The sequence below is a fragment of the Flavobacterium endoglycinae genome (genome assembly GCF_017352115.1).
Lineage (GTDB): Bacteria > Bacteroidota > Bacteroidia > Flavobacteriales > Flavobacteriaceae > Flavobacterium > Flavobacterium endoglycinae.
This window is the reverse complement of the sequence record NZ_CP071448.1, coordinates 4,486,769-4,509,084: the sequence shown is the minus strand read 5'-3', so window position 1 is coordinate 4,509,084 and position 22,316 is coordinate 4,486,769. Positions and strand designations below refer to the sequence as shown.

The window sequence follows — 22,316 nt, the reverse complement described above, 5'->3', positions numbered from 1 at the left end:
AACCCCTTATTTAATAGGTTCTTAATAATTCAAAACGGAACCATTGTATCCGCGACTGCAAAATTTGCTATGAGACACAGTTATTTTATATAATGAATAAACTGCTGATTTTCCCTTATTATAAATTTTATTTTTTGTAGGATTTTTTTATCTTGGCAGTAAAAATTCGGCATGTACAAAACCGAAATCGCTAAAGAAAAATTGAATGTAAAACATACCTATTTAAGGTAAAAAAGCAAGCTGCGAGTATGATTTCCACTATTAGTATCAGCTTAATTATACTTTTGCTCACATCGTTAATCTGGAACCATTTCTTAAATAAGAAAAAATATCAGCATTCCGATTATTTAAGTAATCTTAAACTGGCTGGAGAATTTCTTAGTCATATGAAAAACTTGGATGATTACCTGACCTGGGTAGAGCGCGATCGAATCAAAGCAGAATATTCAGCAGTCGGGAAATTCTTTAAAAATAGAACTGCTTTTTATAAAAAAGAAAATCTCGTAAAGGAGTTTAATGAACTCTACAGCGAGTTTGACTCTTTTACTGTCAGATATAACCAGAATTATGTAAAAACAAAGAAAGAACAACTGCTTCAATATTTCGACAATATAGAAGGGAAAAAACTCGACGAACAACAAAGAACCGCTGTTATAACCGACGAATACTCTAATCTGATAATAGCTGGTGCAGGTTCGGGCAAAACTTTGACAATTTTGGGCAAAGTGCAGTACCTGACCGAGCAGAAAAACATTTCTCCGAATGATATCCTATTACTCTCTTTTACAAAAAAAACTGTTGCAGAATTAAATGAGAGACTGCTGAAAATCGTACCAGGCCTTGAGGCTGTAACCTTCCACAAACTCGGTTACGATATCATCAAAGAACACTTTACCCAGAAACCAGCACTTACAAATGAAAATACGCTGGGAAGGGTAATCAAAGAATATCTGCAGGAGGATATCTTTGACCAGCCACAAGCCATGCAAGCATATGTCCAGTATGTAGCCTGCTATATGAACATTCCAGATAAACTGGACTCTTCCAATTCGCTGGGAGAGAAGATCGACACAGAAAAAGGTATCGATTTCCAGACACTGAAAGCGCAGTGCGAGCCCTTAAATAAAGTGGAAAAAGCAAATCTCAATTCCATGCAGGGCGAAAGGGTGAAAAGTGTGGAAGAGCTCATCATTGCTAATTTTCTCTATCTAAACGGGATCGAATATCAATATGAAAAGGCATATCCCCACGGGGAAATTCTCTACTGCCCTGACTTCTACCTGAGTGAGTATGACCTTTATCTGGAGCATTTCGGAGTGGATGAAAATAATCAGGCCGGTTGGCTGACGCCATTTTTTGAACAGAAATACGTTGAGGAGATGAAGCTTAAAAGGGAAAGGCACAAAACCCACAAAACAACCCTTCTTGAGACATACTCATATTACAACCGTGATCATGTTTTACTCGAAAAACTTGAACAGATTCTATTGGAGAACAACGTTATATTGAAACCCCGCGATACCAGTGAAATTTATGAAATTGTATCACAGGACGGTAAAAATTTCGGTAAGGAAATTGTAAAGTTGATTGAAAGCTTTATCAATCTCAGCAAATCAAGACGTCTTGATTCAAACTCGCTTACAGAGTTATTTTCAGAAAGAAGCAAAACTCAGAACAATTTTATATACGAGCGTCAGCTTACATTCCTAGAATTCATACTCCCCATTCTTGAGAAATACGACAGGACTTTGCAAAACAGCAATGAGATTGATTTTAATGATATGATCAATAAAGCGGCTGATACTGTTATAACCAAAAAACCAGCTTACAGTTATAAATACATTATCATAGACGAGTATCAGGATATTTCCTATTCCAGATTTAACCTCATTAGCCAGATAAGGGACCTCTCAGGTGCACGACTTATCTGTGTTGGGGATGACTGGCAGTCCATTTATCGATTTGCAGGAAGTGATATTTCCTTATTTAGTAATTTCAGCAGGCATGTGGGCAAAAATGAACAGCTGCTTATCGAGCAGACGTACAGAAATTCTCAGTCTGTAATAGATATCACCTCAAAATTTGTACAGAAGAATCCAAAACAAATTACCAAAAAACCCAAATCCAAAAAAGAAAATCTGAACGATCCGGTTAAATTTGTTCACTTCACACCCGAGAAGGTTCAGGATACTTTCATAAAAGAACTGCAATACTTAGTCGATAGGTATGGAAACAAATCCATCCTGGTACTGGGCAGGCACAGTTTTGATATAGACGATCTTATAAGGCTGACCCCACATAGTAGGATAAAATACTTTGAAGCCAGCGGAAAGCTGCAAGTTACAGGTTTTGAATACATAGACATCCAGTTCATGACCGTTCATAAATCCAAAGGTATGGAAGCCGATAATGTCATTATCGTTAACCTGAGAAACAACCTATTAGGCTTCCCCAATAAAATGACCGATGATCCCATTGTATCGTTGCTTCTCAGCGACCAGGAAGAGTACCAGTTTGCCGAGGAAAGAAGACTTTTTTATGTCGCGCTGACACGGACAAAAAACGAAGCGATCCTACTTATTCCTTCTGAAGCTTCAGTATTTGGAGAGGAGCTGTTAAAGGAACATAATTATCTGCTGACCTCCCATGATGGCAAAATCAATACCACAAACTGTCCCTATTGCCAAACCGGAAAACTGATGATTCGGACAAACGCTGCGACCCGTTCCCAATTCTTGGGGTGTTCACATTTCCCACAGTGCAATCAAACGTATAAGAATCTGGAGATACTTGATGATGATCTTCTATGCCCACAATGTGAGAGTGGATTTATGGTAAAAAGAAACGGAAAATTTGGCGAATTTCTAGGATGTACAAACTATCCAAAATGCAGCTCTACCATAAATCTTCAGTAATTTGCCAGAGTGGAATTTAAACTTTTTTTAATTGATTCTGATACATATTGAAACCTCTATTAAATAAAAAATTATTTAAACCCGAAATCCAATGAAGAATATTTTAATTGACACATGCAGCTGGGTAGACTTACTTGATGAATATGATAACAAACTTTTGCCTCATCTGGAGTTTTGGAAAGATAATAATTACATCAATATTATTTGTAACAAAGTAATAATCGACGAGTGGAGTAAGCATAAGGAACTACAGAGAAAGAAGTTTTCTGATTCTGCGGCTACCAAGTACAAGCACGTCATTGAGGTAAGTAAAAAAGAGAATATTTCCCTTCCCCATTTAAAACCAAAAATTGAAAATGTAGAAAATCAGATATCTTCTATCGACAAACTAATCAGCGAAGCGATAATGGTAACTGTAGACAATGAAACTAAAGCTTACATCAGTGACAGAACGATAGATCGTAAGGCGCCTTTTCATAACAAAATAGAAAGCACTAAAGACGCTTATATAATATATTCTGCATTAAAGCATTTTGAAGGATCAGAAGAAGGATTTATTTTTATCTCAGCCAACAAAGGTGATTTTGGCAATCCGTCAAATTTGGAAATAGAGATTCATTCGGATATTATTGAGCACTACCCAACTGCCAAGATAGAATACTATTCAGATATTGGAAGAGCAATTAATCAATTGAAAAAGGACCTGCCTATGGTGTTGTCATCGGAAACAGAAAATGAGCAGCCTGCAAATGACGTTATATTTATAGACCGAACCAAAGCTATTCTAGACCAGCTTTACGACTATCTTACAGCTGTTCATAAAGAAATTATGTTTGTCCCCATTGAGATTTTTGTTAATCACTACCCGTTTAAAAACAGTAAATATTCCTATTCTAGTTATAACGTGTTCACTTTGTATACCGAAAACTTGGCAATATTTGATTTTATGAAATCTTTTAATATAGCTGATAACGGAGAAATTGAAATTATAGATAATACTTTTTTTGAAAAAGTAATTGATTACGAGACAAAATTAAAAAAAGTACTAACCGGACTTACACAGAACGAAATTTTTAAAGTCAGTAATCTGCAGACTAGGGAAGGAATCCGAATTGATTATAATGAAAAAAAAGCATGTAGCTGTCCAAAATGCAGTTTCGAAAAGTTTCTTTTCGTAAATTGTTTCACCACAATTGAACAATATGATCCAAATGACTTAGATGACATCTTAACGTTAGCTTTTCTTCAGTACAAAATCGGTAATTATTTAAAATCTGTAGAACTTTACAGTATTGCCTTAAAAAAGTCCGAGGCTGCTAAATATAATACGAGATCTTTTCTGCTGCAATTTAATTTACATAAGTTGTCAATCTTTATTAGAAATTCTTATTACGGAGAAAATGCGAAACATGATCTTGTCAAGGAACTTAAAGAAATCAATCTGCCCTATTTAGTCGGATTTTATGAAACTAAAGAAAACAGTAAGATTCTTAATTTTCTAAACAGTACTGCCTTTTACACTCAATCCAAAAATAAGATTCAGACTTTAACCTCTAAAATAGTTGATACCTATTACAGTCAATTAAATGGAGGTTATTCCTCAAATAATTATATTGGCGAGCTCTTATCTGAATTTGCAATTTTTAACTCATTTATACGCGATAACGGTATTATTTATGACAGGTTTAATGAATACAAGGAAATTTTCCATGTCTTTCTTGAAGGATTATTTGCTTCCCACGCAATTAATGAAAAGATTAACAACACCAGCAGACTAAAACAATTTGACGATTGGACCATTAAACTTATGCTCATTTATGGAGAGCCAGATCAGATTAATAAATTTTTCCGACGCTATAAAATCAAGAAAATTAAATACAGTCAGTCATCTTTTTATAATGATGACTCATTCATTGAGTTAATTGATAACTTCTTCAATAAAAACATAGACTTAAAGGAAACTTTCATAGAAATAGGCGAAAAAGCCAATACCGCCTTTTGGAATCACTACAGCAGCATTTTCAATAACATTCTGACTTTAGTTTCTATCTCTGAGTTTGACTTCGACTATATCAATTCATTTGCTAAAAAATTATTCTCCTTTCTTAAGGATGAAGAAGTCCTTCGCGAAACAAATATAAAATTTGTAAACATATATCTGTACAGGTGTGGAAAAGACATTGACATAAGGCTTCTGGAAATATTCTTAAAGAATTGTCTTCTAAATCCAAAATATCACAACTATAATTTCATTGAGTCCATTGCCGATTGCATTAATCTGCACAAGAAAAAAATTAAATTCTCTGAAGGCGAATTTTCACAGATCATAAATATATCTTTTGAAGAATGTACAAAATGTAGGGAATATCATTCTTCTATTATCGCTGTACACCTATATTCAATATTAGACAGCGTTGATTATAAAGGTATAATTACTAAAAAGATAAAAGAGTCATTACAACTTAACTTTGAATTCCAACTACTGCACCTGGCGGTCATCTTTGATATAGTTGAATTAACTGATGATTTACTAAATCTCGCTATAGAAGATGCAATTCCTAAAAATTCCCAGATTTCCTTCAGGGCAGCCATGTCCGGAGAAGCGGACACTCGTTTTACAGAAGTGGGAAATTTACTGAACATGTGTTTTAAACTAGATATTGATCTAAATAACGAAAAATTTCTTGAAATTAAAAATTTAGGGGACTATTATAACTGGCTAATTGATATTGACAAATTTGATTATGATACCTTTAATCCTTCTTGGATAGGTGAATATACAACCAAGTTTTACTACAGAAAAATAGCAGGAAGTAATAAAGTAAAGGCTAAACTTGAAGATTTACTTAAGACGAACTTCGATTCCAATCTTGAGCACGATTATTTAAATATTTTCGTCCGTAAAACTTGGAATAAGGATTAGTATTTACATTAAATAGTAAACTAAGCAAATTATACTTGATAATTTCAGCCAAAAACAACGAGTCATATACTTATCCAATAAAACATACAATGAAAAAAAATGCAATGAAATATCCTATTAACCCCCGTAAAATCTATTATTTTTTTGTATATTTTTGCGCTCAACATAAACAGGCAATTTGATACATTTAAAAATATGATTATTATAGTCTTAAATGATGTAAATCAAATTAAACTAAATCATGATAAAAGATAGTAACATACAATTAAATACACATAACCTAAAAGCAATTGATTTTTTTTGTTCTGGTGGAGGAATGAGTTTTGGTATGCAAGATTCGGGAATAAAAATTCTTGCTGGTATTGACTTTGATAAGAATTGTCAAGATACGTACGAAGCAAATATTAAAGATGCTAAATTCATTCACGCAGATGTTTTTGAACTGAAAGAAGAAGATTTACAAAAAAAGTTATCGTTAAACAAAAGTGATGATGATTTAGTGCTTATTGGTTGTAGTCCTTGCCAGTTTTGGAGTATCATCAATACAGACAGAACTAAATCTTCTAAATCAAAAAATTTATTAATTGAGTTCTCAAGGTTTGTGAAATATCTTAGACCTGGATATGTTGTCGTTGAAAACGTCCCAGGAGTATTGAGAAGAAAAGATGAAAGTGGATTAAATGAATTTATAGAATGGCTAAAATGCAATGGATATAATAATCCTCATTTTAAAATCCATAATGTAAATGATTTTGGTGTACCACAAAGTCGTAAACGATTTACCTTAATTGCAACAAGATTATCAGAAAACGAGATTAAACCGCTTAAGCTGGATGGAAAAAAGGCAGTTGTAAAAGATGTTTTAGGGCCTGAAAATGGATTTCCAGAAATTTCGGATGGTCATAAAGATAATTCAGATTTTTTGCATTCAGTACCTAGTATAAGTGATATAAATAAACGACGATTAAAAAAGGTAGAAAAAGACGGAGGAAATAGGTTGGGATTTGCTAATGATCCAGAATTACAATTGAAGTGCTTTGAAGGTAAGGATAATGCTTTCAAAGACACATTTGGAAGATTATGGTGGAATAGACCATCACCAACAATTACAACAAAATTTTTCAGCGTATCCAATGGTCGTTTTGTTCATCCAGAGGAAGATAGAGCATTATCAATTAGAGAAGGGGCTGTTTTACAGTCATTCCCTAAAACATACAAATTTAAAGGTACAAGTATAGCCAATTTAGCAAGAATGATTGGTAATGCTGTACCTCCAAAATATGCAACAGCTTTAGGAAAAGCTATAATCCAAAATCATAAAGATGCAATTCAGAACCAAGGCTAGAGCTGTTGATTTATTAGGTAAAGGTCAAATAGCAGATTTACCGACAGCCATAACTGAGTTATGGAAAAATGGTTATGATGCTTACGCAGATAATCTAAAAGCAGAATTATTTAAAAAGGGATATCAAGGATTAGAAAATGATTATTTTATAATCTCTGATGATGGAAAAGGCATGTCAAATTCTGATATTTTAGATAAATGGTTAGTGTTGGGCACAGATTCTAAGTCTAGAGCAGAATTAGATATCGAGTCTGAAGATACTCTTTGGAAACAACCACGCATCAAAGCTGGGGAAAAAGGTATTGGTCGTCTTTCGATTGCCTATGTTGGTAATCCTATGTTTATGATTAGCAAAAAAATAGGTTATAATTATGAATTAGTTTTTTTCGATTGGAGACTTCTTGAAAATTTCAATCTATTTATTAGTGATATAGTAATACCGACTAAAACAGTAGAAAATTTAGAAAATTTAGGGGATGATTTAATTTTTTTAAAACGCGAGTTTCTTAAAAATTTTACTGATGAAAAATATAAAAATTACTACATTAATTCAAATGGTGAATTAGATGATATAACTAGTTCCGATAAGGCCTTTGTTTCAAAATGGGATAATCAACAACTGATATTAAAAGATGAAATTATTGAGTCAGTATTACAGTGTGATTTAAATAAAATTCTAATTAAGAATTTCATCGACCATTTCGAAAAGGCTAAATATAAAACAGGTACGCTCTTTTTAACATATAACCCTATAGATCAGATTCTTGATTTATCTGAAAAAGATATAGATGGTCTTGAAGATAGAAAATTTGTAATATCAAGTTTAACTGGATTTACTAACCCCTTTAAAGGAGAAGAATCTAAAGTGAAAAACTCTTTTTTAATAAATATAAAAGATGAGACTTTTGATTTATTGAATTCTAGGGGTAATTTCTTTACTAAAGATGATTTTGATTTAGCAGATGTATACATTAAAGGAATATTTGATGGGTATGGGTCATTCAATGGTAAAATTAGGATCTATGATGAAGTTATAGATTATGTATATACAAGCTCTCGCAAAAAAGATAAAAGAAGTTTTTATGGAGAAATTCCAATTGAATTAGGATACTCTCAAGGAGAAGAAAAATCTTCATCTCTAACTGAAAGTCAATTCAAATCAATAAAAGATAAAGTGGAAGAATTTGGAGGGCTTTATATCTTTAGAGATGAATTTAGAGTTCTACCTTACGGTAGAGAAACAGCTGACTTTTTAAGATTTGAAGAGAGACGTTCTAGGAGAGCTGGTACGTATTATTTTTCATACAGAAGGATGTATGGCTATTTAGATATAACGAGAGACCGTAACGAATTTTTAAAGGATAAATCCAGTAGAGAAGGATTGATTAATAATGCACAATATCGTGCTTTCACAAATGATGCAATTAGCTTTTTTGTCACTTTAGCTCAAGATTACTTTGCTACCGAAGCAAAAGAGTCATTATTTTTGAATAAAAAGAAGCAATTAAATGATGAGCATGAAGCTCTTAAAGCTGATAAAGAAAGAGATCGTAAAGAAAAAATTGCTTTTACAAAATCACTTAATGAGTATCCAAAGAAATTGGAAGAGCATCAATCTAAGTACGAAAATTTATTAAATGAACTTGATGCTAAATTAGATAATCTGAATGTAACCTATTCAGAGATTGAATCAATTCTTGACGAACTTCAAATATTAGATATTGAATTTAAGGGAATATTACCAAAAGTTCCGAAGAGATATAAACCAACAGAAACTCAAAAAGAAAGACTGTATAAATTTGAAAATCGCCTAAATAATTATTTTGAGGTTGTTGCTCCTAAGAGAGAATTACTTAATCGGAAAGCTCAAGATAAATTAGAGATTAGAGATTTAAAAATTGATTTTACGAAAAAATATAATTCCTACATATCATCTTTAGAAAAAGAACTAAATGCCAATAGACAGACTTTAGAATCAAAAGCTGATAGTTTACTTAAGGAGTATAAGGAACGTTCTCGTAATCTCATAAAAAATTTATCAGAAAATAAAGACGAAATAGTTAATAATATTATTTCAAAAGATCAAGTCTCATTACACACAGATAAAATTCAAGATTTGTATTCTTCATTGTTAAACCAAGCACAAGGAACTTTATTTCCTTTGGTAGAACATATCAACCGTTTATCATTCGATATTGATGAAGAACAAGTTCAAGGTGCGTACAAAGCTCAATATGATCAAATGAAGTATCAATGGGAACAAACTCGTGATACAGCTCAATTGGGAATAGCAGTTGAAATTATTGATCATGAATTTAATCAACTTTATGCTAAGATAAACAACCAGATCAATGTGTTAAATAACAACGAGATAGTAAGTTGTATAAAAGAGTTTAATTATTTAGAAAAGAACTTTAAGCAATTAGAAGATAAATACGCATTACTATCTCCTTTGTACAGAATTTCTGGTGCAGTAACAAAAGATATTTCTTGCAATGTTGTTTTTAAATATTTATTAGAGTTTTTTGAAAATCAAATAGAAGAATACAATATTAAGTTTGAAGTTTCTGACTCATTTAAAAATCATATAATTAAGATAAAAGAGCCTGTAATTCACACAATTTTTATTAACATCATAAATAATGCTGTTTATTGGATGCGTAATAAAGAAGAAAGGATTATTAAGTTAGATTATTTAATTGATTCAAATGAAATCATCATAGCTAATTCAGGTGAGAAAATACCAGACTATCGACTAGATAAAATATTTGACTTGTTTTATACACAACGCCCAAATGGTAGAGGAATTGGCCTTTATTTATCTAAACAAAGTTTAAATGAAGCTGGGCTCGATATTTACGCAACTAACAACAAAAAACTAAATTCATTAAACGGAGCTTGCTTCGTTATTAACCAATTATCTAGTAATAATGTATAGTGAAAAAGCATTTGAAATTTTAGATGCATCAATTAATAATGCTGTATTTATTGATGAAAAAGCGAAGGAATTTTATTCTGAAACATCAGATCTGGAGGCCTTTGCAGAAGAGAAACTTTCTAAAGATTTATATAATACCTTTAAGACAAACGGGAAAAACTTGACTGTACACAGATTTGTAAAGTCTAATATTGATGAACCTAAAACTATCGAATATCTATTTAAAGGGAAAGATTTAATTTTATTGGATTGGGAATTGGATGGTGTATCGGGTCTAGAGTATTCATTAAACCTTTTGCATAAGGCAGTTAGTTCGCCTAATATTAATTTTTGCTGCGTATATTCAAATTCACAAAATTTTGCAGATGTACCTTTATTTTTAGACACATACTTTTCAGGTCTATCTAGAGAACAATTTGAATCTATAAAAGACGCTTATTCACATTTTGAATCGCAAGATTTGCAAAATATAATTAATAAAAATGAAGAAGAAATTTTAAATTTTTCGGAAGAAAATGAAATTAATAGTGAAACGTTTCCTATTGATGAACTTAAAGACAAATCGATATTATATTTAGTACGATTAATTTATATCTCTTTAGAAGTAGACAAGTTTTTTATCACTGATAACCAATCTGATAAATATGAAGTTTTAAATACAGGCGAGAATTCCTTTATGATAAATAATACTTTTGTACTAACCTTGAAAAAGGATTTTACAGATGATGCAGATTATGGAAAATTAGTAAAAAGAATATCTGAAATAGTCATTAAAAACGAAGGAAGTTTCTTTCAGTTGTTAGGATTAGAAATGCAATCTGTTTTTAATGATAATGAAAGTTTTATTGATAATTCTATTCTAAAATCATCTACCGAAGCACTATTTCAATTCCGAAATCATTTAAAGGATGATAAAGCATTTGGTACAATAATAAAAAAGCTCTTATTAGAACAAGCAACTTTAAAACTTCGAACCGCAAAACTATCACTTTTAAAAACTGATTTTTTAGATTCTAGAACAAACGAATTAGCTAATAAGGAACCAACACATGAAGCATTATTTAATCTTAATGTATTTTATAATTCTGTAAAAGTTAAAAGCTTACATCCTAGTGATGTTCCAAATTTAAACTTTGGTGATATTTTTAAAGGTAGTGGCAAAGATTATTATTTATGCATAACTGCTTTATGTGATTGTCTCTACCCAAATAAAATAGATTCTAATTTTTATTTTGCAAAGGGTGAAGAGTTTGATGATCTTGAAACTGCTTTACGTTTAGGTGATACTGCTTTCTTAAGTTTCTTACCAAATGGTAAAGTTGTCTTATGGGGAGATAAAGAAATTATAAAAAAGCCAAAAATCAAACAAAACAAAGAGGAATCTGATGAAGATTTTAAAGACAGAAAAGAATTAGAGCTACTTAAAATTGAAAATGAAGCATATAAAAAATTTCTTTATAAACCTTTCTTTATTAAGCCTAAAGTGTATAATGTTGAAGATAATAAAATCCTAGATAGTAAATTAAGAATTTGGGATATAACTAATAAAATTACTAACCAAGGAAGAAATCACGATCTAAATTATTTTGAAATAGAGTATGTATCAACATTAAGAGATGATTATACACAGAGAATAGCTAATCATGCCTTTGGGCATCCATCAAGAGTTGGAGTAGATTTTGCTAAAATTCAATAATTTAAAATCCCACTCTCAGCCACACAAAAAATACAGCTTTATACAGAGATTCCTGTGTAAAGCCTTTTTAATTTGTTGTAAATTAAAACAAGTAATTCTACGGCACATGACTAAAAAAATAGACCGGAAGGCTAACTGCTGGATCACCTTACTATCAGCTTAGCCCCTATTACTCGTTTACAAATGAAGACAACCTATAAAAAAATATTCTGGAAAAATCAATTCCAGAATCTCATCTGCGAATTAGATTTTTCATTAATTTTGCTAAAGATTCCAATTTAATAAAGCCCGATTTTTCAGACTTACTTTTTAAATTTATACAAACTAAAATACAAATATCGTGATAGAAAAAATTCTTACAATAGAAGATGTCAAGCAGTATGCAAAACAGCTCACAGCGGAAGGATTGAGTTTTCACCCAGATGATGACTTCAATGATTACATAAACATCTCTACCGGCAAGCCCTCGTACAGCAACGATGATGCAGCCCTCAGAAATGAACTTATGACTCAATGTTTTGATGTCTGTGAAAAGGAAGACATCGATATTTATGAAGTTATGATGGAAGAGATGTTGCTAGAATCTGGTATAGACAAAATTATACCATTGCCATCATTACAAAAGGAAACCAAAGATCAATAAGGTAACTACTCATCATCAAACGAAGTTAATCTCTCCTTGCCGAAAGTCACGAATACATGAATATGCAAACAGGGAGCGTAGTGCTAGAATAGATAAAAGTTCTCTTTTATTTATTAGGCTTTGCATGCGTATTCACACCTTAACTGTTCTAAAAAATTCTCTCCAAATATCACAATAAAAGCATTTATTTAATTAATCTGACGACAACTCTATTTCGTCAATAGTTATTCGAAATGTAAAAATGAACCTTTCAAAATGCTCCAAATAAGCATATCTTACAATTAGATTGTACGCAGGAAATACGAAAATAGATTTTAGAATTCCTGCGTGTTTATAATATATATACGACTGTATTTATTACTCATAAATGCATCAATTTTTGATGTACACTTTTTTTTTGTTCCTATTCTTACTTAATAATTTAAGCCTAGTATTTAGTAGCTTTTTTAAAAATTCAAAGCGGAACCTCTTCATCCCTTACAAAGTTGCCAAAAATAAGATCTATCTTGAAAATAGACGCTTTAAGTTTTGTGGCAGAATCGGTGCACATCGCCATTTCAAAAAATGAAAAACCAGCAAAATCAAGGCTTGACAGCTTTAGGTTCGAATCTGTATACGAAATATTATTAGAAACTCTTGTTTTTAAAAATATATAACTGACTTTAGTAGTATCTAATCATATAAATAAGTGTTAACTTCCTTCTCCGTCAAAAGTAAAATTTAAAAAACGAAATTAATTATCGCGCATTAAATCTCAAATCCAAAAGTAAATCTTCAAAACAGCAGTAAATATTACTAAATTTTTACTGAAGCAGATTGTGCGTCGATTTAATCTTTTAAGATGTGTTCTGAGTGTCAGATTCTTTCTTTCAATATGATTAGTTCCAAAACGCTTTACAGAATGCATTTTCTCATTAATCAAATACTTGTAGTTTTTTAATCTGTCTGTAAATATCTTTTTAGTTTCTGATAATTTTAAAGTTTCCAGAACACGGTTAAGCGTTTTATTGGTTCGTTTTCCAACATTAAAACTCACAACTGTTTTAGAATTCTTTTCCAATGCATAAACCAGCCAGATATAATTTTTCTTGTATCTTATATAAGTGCACAGCTCATCGACTTCATAAGTCTTGCCTCTGCTGATAACTGGTTTAGTAATATTTCGGGTGATAAAAACGATTCTCTTTAACAACATTGTCGTTGATATTTTCAATATTCTTGCCGTGCTTCTTATTCCCAATCCTTCTTTAGTTAATTGGATAATATGCTGATTTATATCTGCTTTATAAGACAGATATGCATAATTTCAACTCTAGTTTTCCCGCATGCTCTGCAAATATATCTTTGATTACCAGACTTTGTCTTTCCATATTTTATCATCTTTCGAATAGCATCAACACATCTGTAACACGTAATCTGGTTTGACTCCATTTTTTACGATTTAAGTAATTATAAAATAAAAAAACAGCCCGAAGGCTGTCTTGATTTTTATGCTATATTACTATAAATATCTGATTTTCTGTAAATGTTAGAACAATAATTAAACACCAACACATTTGGTACATTATCCCAATTAGATACAGTACCAATCTTATACACTATCGAGTTACTTCATAGAAATTTAATTATCTTCAAATAGAATTTTAAATAAAATAAAAATTATTGATGTAGAAAATAATATAATACTTTCAAGTTTCATAATTCTCTTGAGAGACAATCCTATACGCATATTTCTGCCCAATACTTTACTAAATAAAAATAAAATAACTAAAAAGAAACACACAACTATCGTATTTAGCATAAATCTATTAAGAAATAATAATAAAAACGATTCGTTTTTTAATTGATTGTATTGTTCTTTACTACCAATCCAAAAATGTGTAGTAAAATACAATGATATTATTCCAAAAATTAGAATAATTGCGTGCGATATTTTAAAAAAGGTATTTTTCATATGTTTTATTTTTCTTCTTGTTCCTCTTCTTCCGTATAGTTTCGAATCACTTCAAATTTAACACCATTTTTAGTTTCGTAAGCTCTAAATCCAGAAATACCTTTATGGTCTTTTATGGCTTTTAGCAATGCTTTTAATTCTTTGAAAACTGAAGAACTTTTGGTTGAACCGTGTGCATATTGAAATTTATCTGATTTTGATTTAAATTTGTCAACTATAGCAAAAACACTAACGTTATCAATTTCTTTATTTCCTGTGACCCAATCTCCACTGTAACTCAACTGATAAGTATCAGGCCCGAAGGGTGTATCAAATTCATCAGCTTCATCTGTAGAAAGATGAACAATTGTTTTTACCGTATGTCCTCTTAACATAAGATATCTCGCTATTCCTGCTCCGTAAGCACCACCTTCGCTGTGAGTAACCAGCTCAAATGCTTCGTCTTTACCCAAGCCTTCAACAAGTGTACTATAATTTTTTTCTGCATAGTCATATCCATCTTGTTCTCTATCTGATCCGCTGGAATCACCTCCAAACATTGAAGAACCATTGATATAGTTGGCATCAGTAACTTTTGAATAATCTCCGAAGAAATTCTGAGCCGCTTTTGCAAAGCCTTTATCCCAGTAGCTTTCACCACCAGAGCTAGAACCAATTAACCAACCTACCAAACCATTATAATGACCATTAACAAATAGAATCTTTTGACCATCTGGGTCAAATGCCACAATAGGTGAATTTGCTACATATACGTATGGACTAGATTTAAAGTACTTCTCTCCTAAAGGGTCTATATTCATCCATCGTCCTAATGATGGATCGTAATTACGTGCTCCATAGTCATACATGTTAAGTCCCAACTCGTCTTGGAGTTCTTTTCCGTTGTACTTATACTTATTCTCAACACCGGTTTTAACCGTATTATATCCTTCCTGTTTCAGCCCGAAAGGATAGAAATTACTTTCTTCTTTAATTGCAAGTGTTTTGTCATAGCTTAAACGCACATTGCCGAGATGATCTTTGTACTGGTAAATATATTTATAGGCCCCAGAAACAGGTTCAACGTAACCCTCAGCAGTTGGGAAAAATTTCAATGAACTATTATCATACTGGTAACCTCCCAGATAATCAGTGGTTGTAATACTTGCCGGCGAAGTAACCGTTACAATTTTCTGCACTTTCTGCCCTGCTGCATTGTAAAGATATACAATGTTTCCTGTTGTGGCAAAAGTAATTTTGGCTGGCAGGTTTAAATGATTGTAGGCAATGGCTGTGATATTCTTGTTATTATCTTTGGTTACATTGCCGTTAGCATCGTAGCTGTAATCATCTATGGTATTGGCTGCACTGTCTACAAAACCGCCTGCTTTGTAAGTTGTCGCGTTATCGGCTACTTTTGTAAGCTGGTTTAAACTATTACCAGAACCGTAGCTGTAAACTAAATTATCAATTTGTTTGATAGATGCCGCATCTCCATTACGTACCAGAGTCATAATGTTTCCGTTTTTGTCGTAAGTCAGGGTTTCGTCGTAGTAATTATTGATAGTTCCATTCTGTTTAAAAATACCGGTTCTTAAACGATTTAAATTATCATATGCATATCCGTAACCTCTTATTATGGTTTCAGAGTTGCTGCTTGTCCAATACGTTTCTGAAATATTTCCATTATATAAAGCACTAACTCCTGCTGTAGCCGTAGTATTGTAATTGATCTTAAAAGCAAATAAATCTTTCGGGTCTCCGGTTTTAGAAAGCGCGTTTATATCGTTTACGGCTGCCAGCCATCCGCGGATGTTATAGGTGTAATCCACTTTCTGGGCTGGTGCTGCGGCTGTGTTTCCTACTTTTTTAGAAACCAGCTGCCCTAATTCATCATAAGTATTAGCCGCAATTAATTCAACAGTGCCTCCATTTATCTGATGGGTCTGAGTAAGTAAACGGTCCTGGGCAGAGTAGGTGAAAACATCTTTAGTGGTCAGTTCTGCATCAGTGCTTAATCGTTTATGTCTGGTGATGCTGTACTGCAGTTCTCCTGAAAAAGGATCAAGATTACTATCTGTATAGGTATATCCTCCTAAATGGTTTTGAAGATAGTTACGAATAGGTCTCGTCTTTGCGTCATATAATATGTATGAGGACTCATTTTTATACAAAGTACTGGTTTCTAAAACACGTACCCAGGAACCTGTAGCAAGTCCTTTTGGTTTTACAGTTGTATTGTAATATACCGGCTGTGATTCCACAGAGGCTGGAATTGTTGGCGCATTAGGAAAATTATAATCGTCATAATAATTAACCGTTAGTACATGATATCCAGATGTTGGCCATACAGTATTACTGTAACGAAAAGCCACGCCATTTACAGCCGTATTTGTTGCCGCAGCAATTTTAGTTTCACTAGGATTTGCCGTAACTGCATTCTGGGCATCCTGCCACGTTTTTCTATCGGCAGTTGTAACTGTACCCGGCATCCATGCTGTAAGAATTGCACGATTGAAGGCATCGTATTTAGTTACTGCCCATCCTGTAGAGGTTAAATCGCTAAATGGTGAATTTGCAGGTCCAGCAGCTACTGCTCTGTCTAGTTTATCATAAACGATAAACTCCCACTGCTTTCCCGGCAGTTTTTTCTCAACAAGTCGGTTACGATAATCATATTTGTACTGATAGCATAAATCGTTTAGGATTGTTGTAGTAAGTGCAGCGTCAGCTTTTGGAGGAATTACATAGGTAAGGTTTCCGTACTGGTCATACACATAATAAGTGTCATGTTTTTCATTAGTTATTCCTGTTCCTACTTTTCCATATGTCCTTTTTAGGATAACCTGCCCTAATTTATTTTTAAACTCTACAGCTGCTCCGTTTAATTCTGTTGGAGCTGCAGTAGTATTCTCATCATAAGTAACTGTTTTTGTAAGCTGGCTGGCATCATAAAAAACATTTGCTGCTGCATTTCCTAAAGATATATCATACAATCCTAATGTACTATTCCAGGTTGTAATGGCATTAAAACTTTTTACATCACTAGCCGCATTAGTCAAATAATCCATTTTTATTTCGTGACCTAAACCCAATCTCCAATCATTTCCGGGAGCAGCCTGTTTTACTGCTCTACTTAAAGGAGAATTTTCTAACGATTTTTCACTATACGGGTAATTTGTCGCTTCTAAAGCCGGGTTTCCATTTTTCGTAGAATTTGGAGTACCATAATATGACGTTAAATTATTAACCGCCGCAGTTTCAAAAGCCATATTATAACCTTCTGACTTATACGGCAGGTATTCTTTTATCTGTCTTCCATAAATATCGTACTCAATAGGAGTAATAATGTCTTTTCCGGTATTCGACTGCTGGCTTGCATTTTTTTGAACAGGCCTTCCTAATCCATCAAAATAAGTAATATCTACTTTGGCTTTGTTAGCATCCAGAGTAGTATAAACCGTCTGGGAAGGCTGTTTGTAAGTTTTAGTAATAACATAATTTTGATCCTGAGATGGAGCTGCTAAACTTGCACAATCTGTACTTGTACCAAAGACCAAAGGACAGTTATCTGTATTATTCCTTACATAGTTACCTGTTGGTTTTAAACATTGCGTTACAAATGTAAGCGGGTCGCCAAGAGTATCCAGATCATTGTCTAAGTACCATTTTGTATTAGGATTTAATGCAGCATCAGCATCATTACAATCCAAATTATTATTGGCATATCCTGCTGGTTTTACACTATAGAAAACCGTTCCTCCTGCCGAATTTCCAAAGGTATCATTATCGTTATCCTTATAAAAAGTCTGAGGTGCAATATTAGTTATATTGGCTGTCGTATCATCATAATCTGAATTATTGGTAACATAACCCGCCGGTTTAACACTATAATAAACACTTACGCCTGGATTTCCATACGTATCGCCATCTGCATCTCTATAAAAATACTGCGGCGGAATGTATGTAATATTAGGATTTGTATCATCTAAATCCTGCTGATTGGAAACATATCCATTTGGTTTGGTCTGGCTGAAAACATAAACGGCAGGATCTCCGTAACCATCTTTATCAAAATCACGGTTCCATTGATATCCTGTCGGATCTTCACCACCCGGGTCGACTGCCGCCGCCGCGGGAGTTTGGATGGGCTGGGTTTTAAGAGAATCTATCTGCTGTGCATAACCCCAAAAAGCAGACAGCTGGAGAAATATAATATATAATAATCTGTTTTTCATTTTGCTTTAAGGTGTTAGTTTTTGTAGTGGTATTGGTTTTCAGACAAAATGTTTCCATTTCTGTCTTTTACAGTCTGCAATCTGTTATAAGCATCATAACTGTAGGTCATCACATCTCCTTTGGAATCTGTTAGGGTACTAATTCCTATTAATGGTAAGTGTGTAAAAGTCGTTATTATACAATTTACAAGTGAAGCATTGCTCCTTAAACCATTTAACGCCGTCATATTAGCTTCAGAATACGTATCTAAAGTTCCAGTCGTAATTCCTAAGGCTGAAGCAATTTGTGCCAGAGTCGCATTTTCAATTTTTGCAATTGGCAGTGTTTTATCATACCCCCAGATAAAACTTACGCTTATTCCGTTTTCCTGAGTATATTGTATGATATTACCCTTAGCATCATATTGGTCAAACGTTATTTTCTTTTCTAACTGACCTACTGGCGGAGTCGTAATATTGGTCAAAACATTCGGAAACTTAGCGGCATAAATGTTTTTAGGAAGTAATAAATTATATGTGGAGCCGCTCATTTCATAAATAGTAGTCTGCTCTGAAATTTTTGTAGCTCCTTTATAAATTTGGGTATTAAGAGGAATTCCTACCATGTTGGCAGCTTTCAGACTGGTAATAAAGGGAAGATTGGCCAATTGTGCATCCGGCGCATAAAGGTATTTAGTTTCTGTAATTTCTCCTGCTGAACCCGTGGTTGAATTAGTACTCGACTGGGATGTTAACTGAAAGTGGTTTGTCCCGGCGTAGTTATAATTTACTGCAGTAGAAAAAGGATTTGCACCGTTTTTATCATATTCATTTGTTGTAGTATTTGATAAATAAACAAAATAAGAGATATACTTATAAGGCATAATATCCAGATGGGCTATTGTTGGAATACCTATTGTTGTTCCCGCTGTTTTTCCGAAACATGGATTTGGAATATTGTAGGAAACATTATTCGCCCCGCTTGCTGTGCAATTGCCATTAACATCTTTTTGATGAAAATGCGGTACTGAACAATATTTAACCGGATATGATTTTGATATATTATTTGCTGAACAATTGCATTGATCATTTCCAACATTATTAATAAACACTCCTGGAGCAGGATTATAAATTGCAAAATTGATTAATGCCGGGTTATTAGTGTCTTTTAGGTATGTATTTATAGTTTCTTTTCTAAGAATATAAAAACTGCCTTGTTTTTCAAAAACTTTTGTTTTTAATAATTTTCCGTTGTTCCACCCTAAATTACTCCATGGAACATTTCTAAACTCCCTGTCTCCTAAATAAATCTGTTCACGATAATCTTTATTTATCATAAATTCATTTTCTTCAAAGCCATTATCAAAAGCATCCCCATTACTCACAGTAACATATTTATAATAGACATTAGATCCCATTTCAAATAAAGAGGAAACACTGCTTGAGTTTAAAACAGCATCCGTAACTATGCAGCTGTTATTATTAACACCTGCTGAACTTACATGATCACTATAGTTTATATAATAAGGAACCTGAAAATTATCTCCTGAAGACATATTCAGGTTATCAAATTTTGCATAATAATATTTTTTAGTAACTGGGACTGGATTATTTAAAGAGTAGTCCTTAGTTGATTTTACTCTGCATCCTCCGGTTAATAAATTTGCATTTACAATCTGGGGTGTGCCTGTGTAATATTGTAGATTTACCCTGCTGTGTATACAATTGTAATCGTTGGTTAAAGTGACTCTATAATTTTTATTTTGCACAACGTTAAAATAATACGGTATTGTAGGATCATTATTTAAAACTAATGAGGTAACCCCGGGAGTAACCTGCTGAGAATAGGCAGAACTGTACTCATAAATAGGGACATACACATTATCTTCAATACAAAAAACGGCCACTGTACCTTTATGATGATTTCCTCCGGTATCATTGGAAGGATCACAGTTAGCAAAATAAGTTTCTCCTGTAAATTTCGCCGTATAAGAGAAATCTGCTTTAAAATTAACTATTGCCGTCGTATGTCTCTGCTCTATATTATTCTCTAATGTCATTACCGGATTTACAGCTGCCGGCATAACTTTTTTAGTTCCATAGTAGTCATTTGAAGCATACTCTAATTCAGTATAACCTTTTGTTGGATATACTATTTTATTTAAAAGACCTGTCTGCACTTTAGCTTCATTAATTTCTCTATCAGCGTCGTTAAAAGCAAAGTTTTCGAAGCCTGATCCTTCTATTCTAGGAAGCAGTAAAATATTGTTTGCACCATTAAAATACCCCCAGTGGTCCTGGCTTTTAGATAATCGTACAGGAAACTCTGCCGGGTTTATATATGTAAAAGAATATTTATTGGCAGGTTCAATAAAATTAAAACCGTTTAAAAAAATCCTCTTGTTTGTAGTAACTAAATAATCAAAATCAATTTTTTCAATTACTGCCAGAGCTTTATTTTTTAATGTAATAGTTTTAATAACATCAGCAGGATCAGTACCTGCTGGTATTTTATCCTCATAAGTAAAACTGGCACTTCCTGAAGCAGGGTTATTGCTGCTTATGCCGCTTATTGTTTTTCCAATAATTCTAGCATTATGCGAATAGACCGGTCCAAAAGTAATTCCTTTGGTATAGCCTTGTCCAGATGCACAGGTCTGCCAGATTGGATAAGCCTTTGAAGCCTGCTGGCTTTCTGCCTGTGTGTAATTTTCTGTAATATTGTTATAGGTAAAATAAATTTCATCTCCTTTAGGATGTATTATTTTATTCATATACCAGGCAGTTGTTTTTACAGAAGGATCACTGTGGCCGGCTCCATAAGTATTCAGCATTGTCTGCTCCGTTTCCTGAAAATAATATTTAACTCCGTCTGCAGCTGTAATTACAAAAGTATAAATCTCTCCTCCTGCAGTAGGAATTAATTCAACTCTTAAATCAGTTTTTTCAAGAAAAATAACTTTATTATTGTCATCAAAATAAAATTTCCCAGAGCCTCCCGGAAAATTAAAAATAAAGATATCCCGCTGGCTGTCTTTTCCCTGATTCTCTCCAAAAAGATAGAAGTACATATTTTTCATTTCATTTTCCGATACCGTTGTTATATCAAGATGTTTCATTGCAAAATCATCAAAATAATCATCTTCCAGATTACGGACAATACGCGTAATAACACCACCGCCTATAAGATTCCAGCCTAACCCTGTTTTCGTATTTATTTCATCTACTTTTAATCCGCTTGAAGCATAACTTAAGCTGTAAGCAACGCTCAGATTTGTTGTTTTATAGGTAAATAATGGCAGACTGATATTTGGAGTACCTGTAAACATACCAATTGGTGTGTTTCCGTACATTGAAAATTTAAAAGCTTCCGGAGAAGGTGGAGTGATGTTTGGTAAAAATTTACTAGGGTCATTACCCGCATCCTGCGCTTTTACTGCGGTAATGATACAAAGAAGCACAGCCCATGTAAGGGCGAGAATAGTTTTTTTCAAAATAAAAATTTAGGTTATGTGATATGAATTGGTTTTTGGCTGTTCCTTACAAAGGATTTGTAACTAAAAGAATACGAGAAGACTTACATAAAAATTATGCTGTTAAATTATTAAGATATTTGTTTTTGGCGGAGCAAATATTGCAAAATAATTTTAGTTTACATCATTAAATATTAACATTTGCTGAACAAAAATAATAACATGCATTTTGT

General features: G+C 32.9%; 9 protein-coding genes. 6 read left to right on the top strand and 3 right to left on the bottom strand.

Annotated elements, in window-relative coordinates; translation table 11 throughout:
- Positions 1 to 386: 386 nt before the first annotated feature.
- The 6 genes from J0383_RS19735 to J0383_RS19710 all read left to right on the top strand — a co-directional run bounded on the left by J0383_RS19735 (position 387) and on the right by J0383_RS19710 (position 12,460).
- Positions 387 to 2,915 carry a UvrD-helicase domain-containing protein gene (locus J0383_RS19735; protein WP_207295668.1) on the top strand — a complete coding sequence of 843 codons (2,529 nt, stop codon included), beginning with the start codon at positions 387 to 389 and terminating at the stop codon, positions 2,913 to 2,915.
- Between the two features lie 91 nt (positions 2,916 to 3,006).
- Positions 3,007 to 5,838 (top strand): PIN domain-containing protein, encoded by a 2,832-nt coding sequence (locus J0383_RS19730; protein ID WP_207295667.1) that lies wholly within the window; start codon positions 3,007 to 3,009, stop codon positions 5,836 to 5,838.
- Positions 5,839 to 6,079: 241 nt separating this feature from the next.
- Positions 6,080 to 7,183 (top strand): DNA cytosine methyltransferase, encoded by a 1,104-nt coding sequence (locus tag J0383_RS19725; RefSeq protein WP_207295666.1) that lies wholly within the window; start codon positions 6,080 to 6,082, stop codon positions 7,181 to 7,183.
- A complete protein-coding gene (locus J0383_RS19720; protein WP_207295665.1) occupies positions 7,161 to 10,121 on the top strand; it encodes an ATP-binding protein in 2,961 nt (986 codons plus the stop codon). The genes J0383_RS19725 and J0383_RS19720 overlap by 23 nt, the downstream gene beginning before the upstream one ends.
- Positions 10,114 to 11,817, top strand: coding sequence for a response regulator receiver domain (locus J0383_RS19715; protein WP_207295664.1), 1,704 nt, complete (start codon positions 10,114 to 10,116; stop codon positions 11,815 to 11,817). The genes J0383_RS19720 and J0383_RS19715 overlap by 8 nt, the downstream gene beginning before the upstream one ends.
- Before the next feature lie 340 nt (positions 11,818 to 12,157).
- Complete coding sequence (locus tag J0383_RS19710; protein WP_207295663.1) at positions 12,158 to 12,460, top strand: hypothetical protein; 303 nt, start codon at positions 12,158 to 12,160, stop codon at positions 12,458 to 12,460.
- Positions 12,461 to 13,214: 754 nt separating this feature from the next.
- Here the strand turns inward: J0383_RS19710 and J0383_RS19705 are convergent.
- The 3 genes from J0383_RS19705 to J0383_RS19695 all read right to left on the bottom strand — a co-directional run bounded on the left by J0383_RS19705 (position 13,215) and on the right by J0383_RS19695 (position 22,104).
- Positions 13,215 to 13,891, bottom strand: a protein-coding gene (locus J0383_RS19705; RefSeq protein WP_449536195.1) for an IS1 family transposase whose coding sequence is annotated in 2 segments (ribosomal slippage) — positions 13,215 to 13,768 and positions 13,768 to 13,891 — 678 coding nt in all. Because the reading frame shifts where the segments join, the coding sequence is not laid out codon by codon here.
- Positions 13,892 to 14,419: 528 nt separating this feature from the next.
- A complete protein-coding gene (locus tag J0383_RS19700; RefSeq protein WP_239023109.1) occupies positions 14,420 to 18,631 on the bottom strand; it encodes a DUF6443 domain-containing protein in 4,212 nt (1,403 codons plus the stop codon).
- Between the two features lie 14 nt (positions 18,632 to 18,645).
- Positions 18,646 to 22,104 carry a SpvB/TcaC N-terminal domain-containing protein gene (locus J0383_RS19695; protein WP_207295662.1) on the bottom strand — a complete coding sequence of 1,153 codons (3,459 nt, stop codon included), beginning with the start codon at positions 22,102 to 22,104 and terminating at the stop codon, positions 18,646 to 18,648.
- Between the last annotated feature and the right edge of the window lie 212 nt (positions 22,105 to 22,316).

Excerpts from the sequence above, each read along its gene's own strand:
- J0383_RS19725 (WP_207295666.1), top strand. The coding sequence starts at position 6,080 with ATGATAAAAGATAGTAACATACAATTAAATACACATAACCTAAAAGCA.
- J0383_RS19720 (WP_207295665.1), top strand. The coding sequence starts at position 7,161 with ATGCAATTCAGAACCAAGGCTAGAGCTGTTGATTTATTAGGTAAAGGT.
- J0383_RS19735 (WP_207295668.1), top strand. The coding sequence starts at position 387 with ATGAAAAACTTGGATGATTACCTGACCTGGGTAGAGCGCGATCGAATC.
- J0383_RS19730 (WP_207295667.1), top strand. The coding sequence starts at position 3,007 with ATGAAGAATATTTTAATTGACACATGCAGCTGGGTAGACTTACTTGAT.
- J0383_RS19700 (WP_239023109.1), bottom strand. The coding sequence starts at position 18,631 with ATGAAAAACAGATTATTATATATTATATTTCTCCAGCTGTCTGCTTTT.
- J0383_RS19715 (WP_207295664.1), top strand. The coding sequence starts at position 10,114 with ATGTATAGTGAAAAAGCATTTGAAATTTTAGATGCATCAATTAATAAT.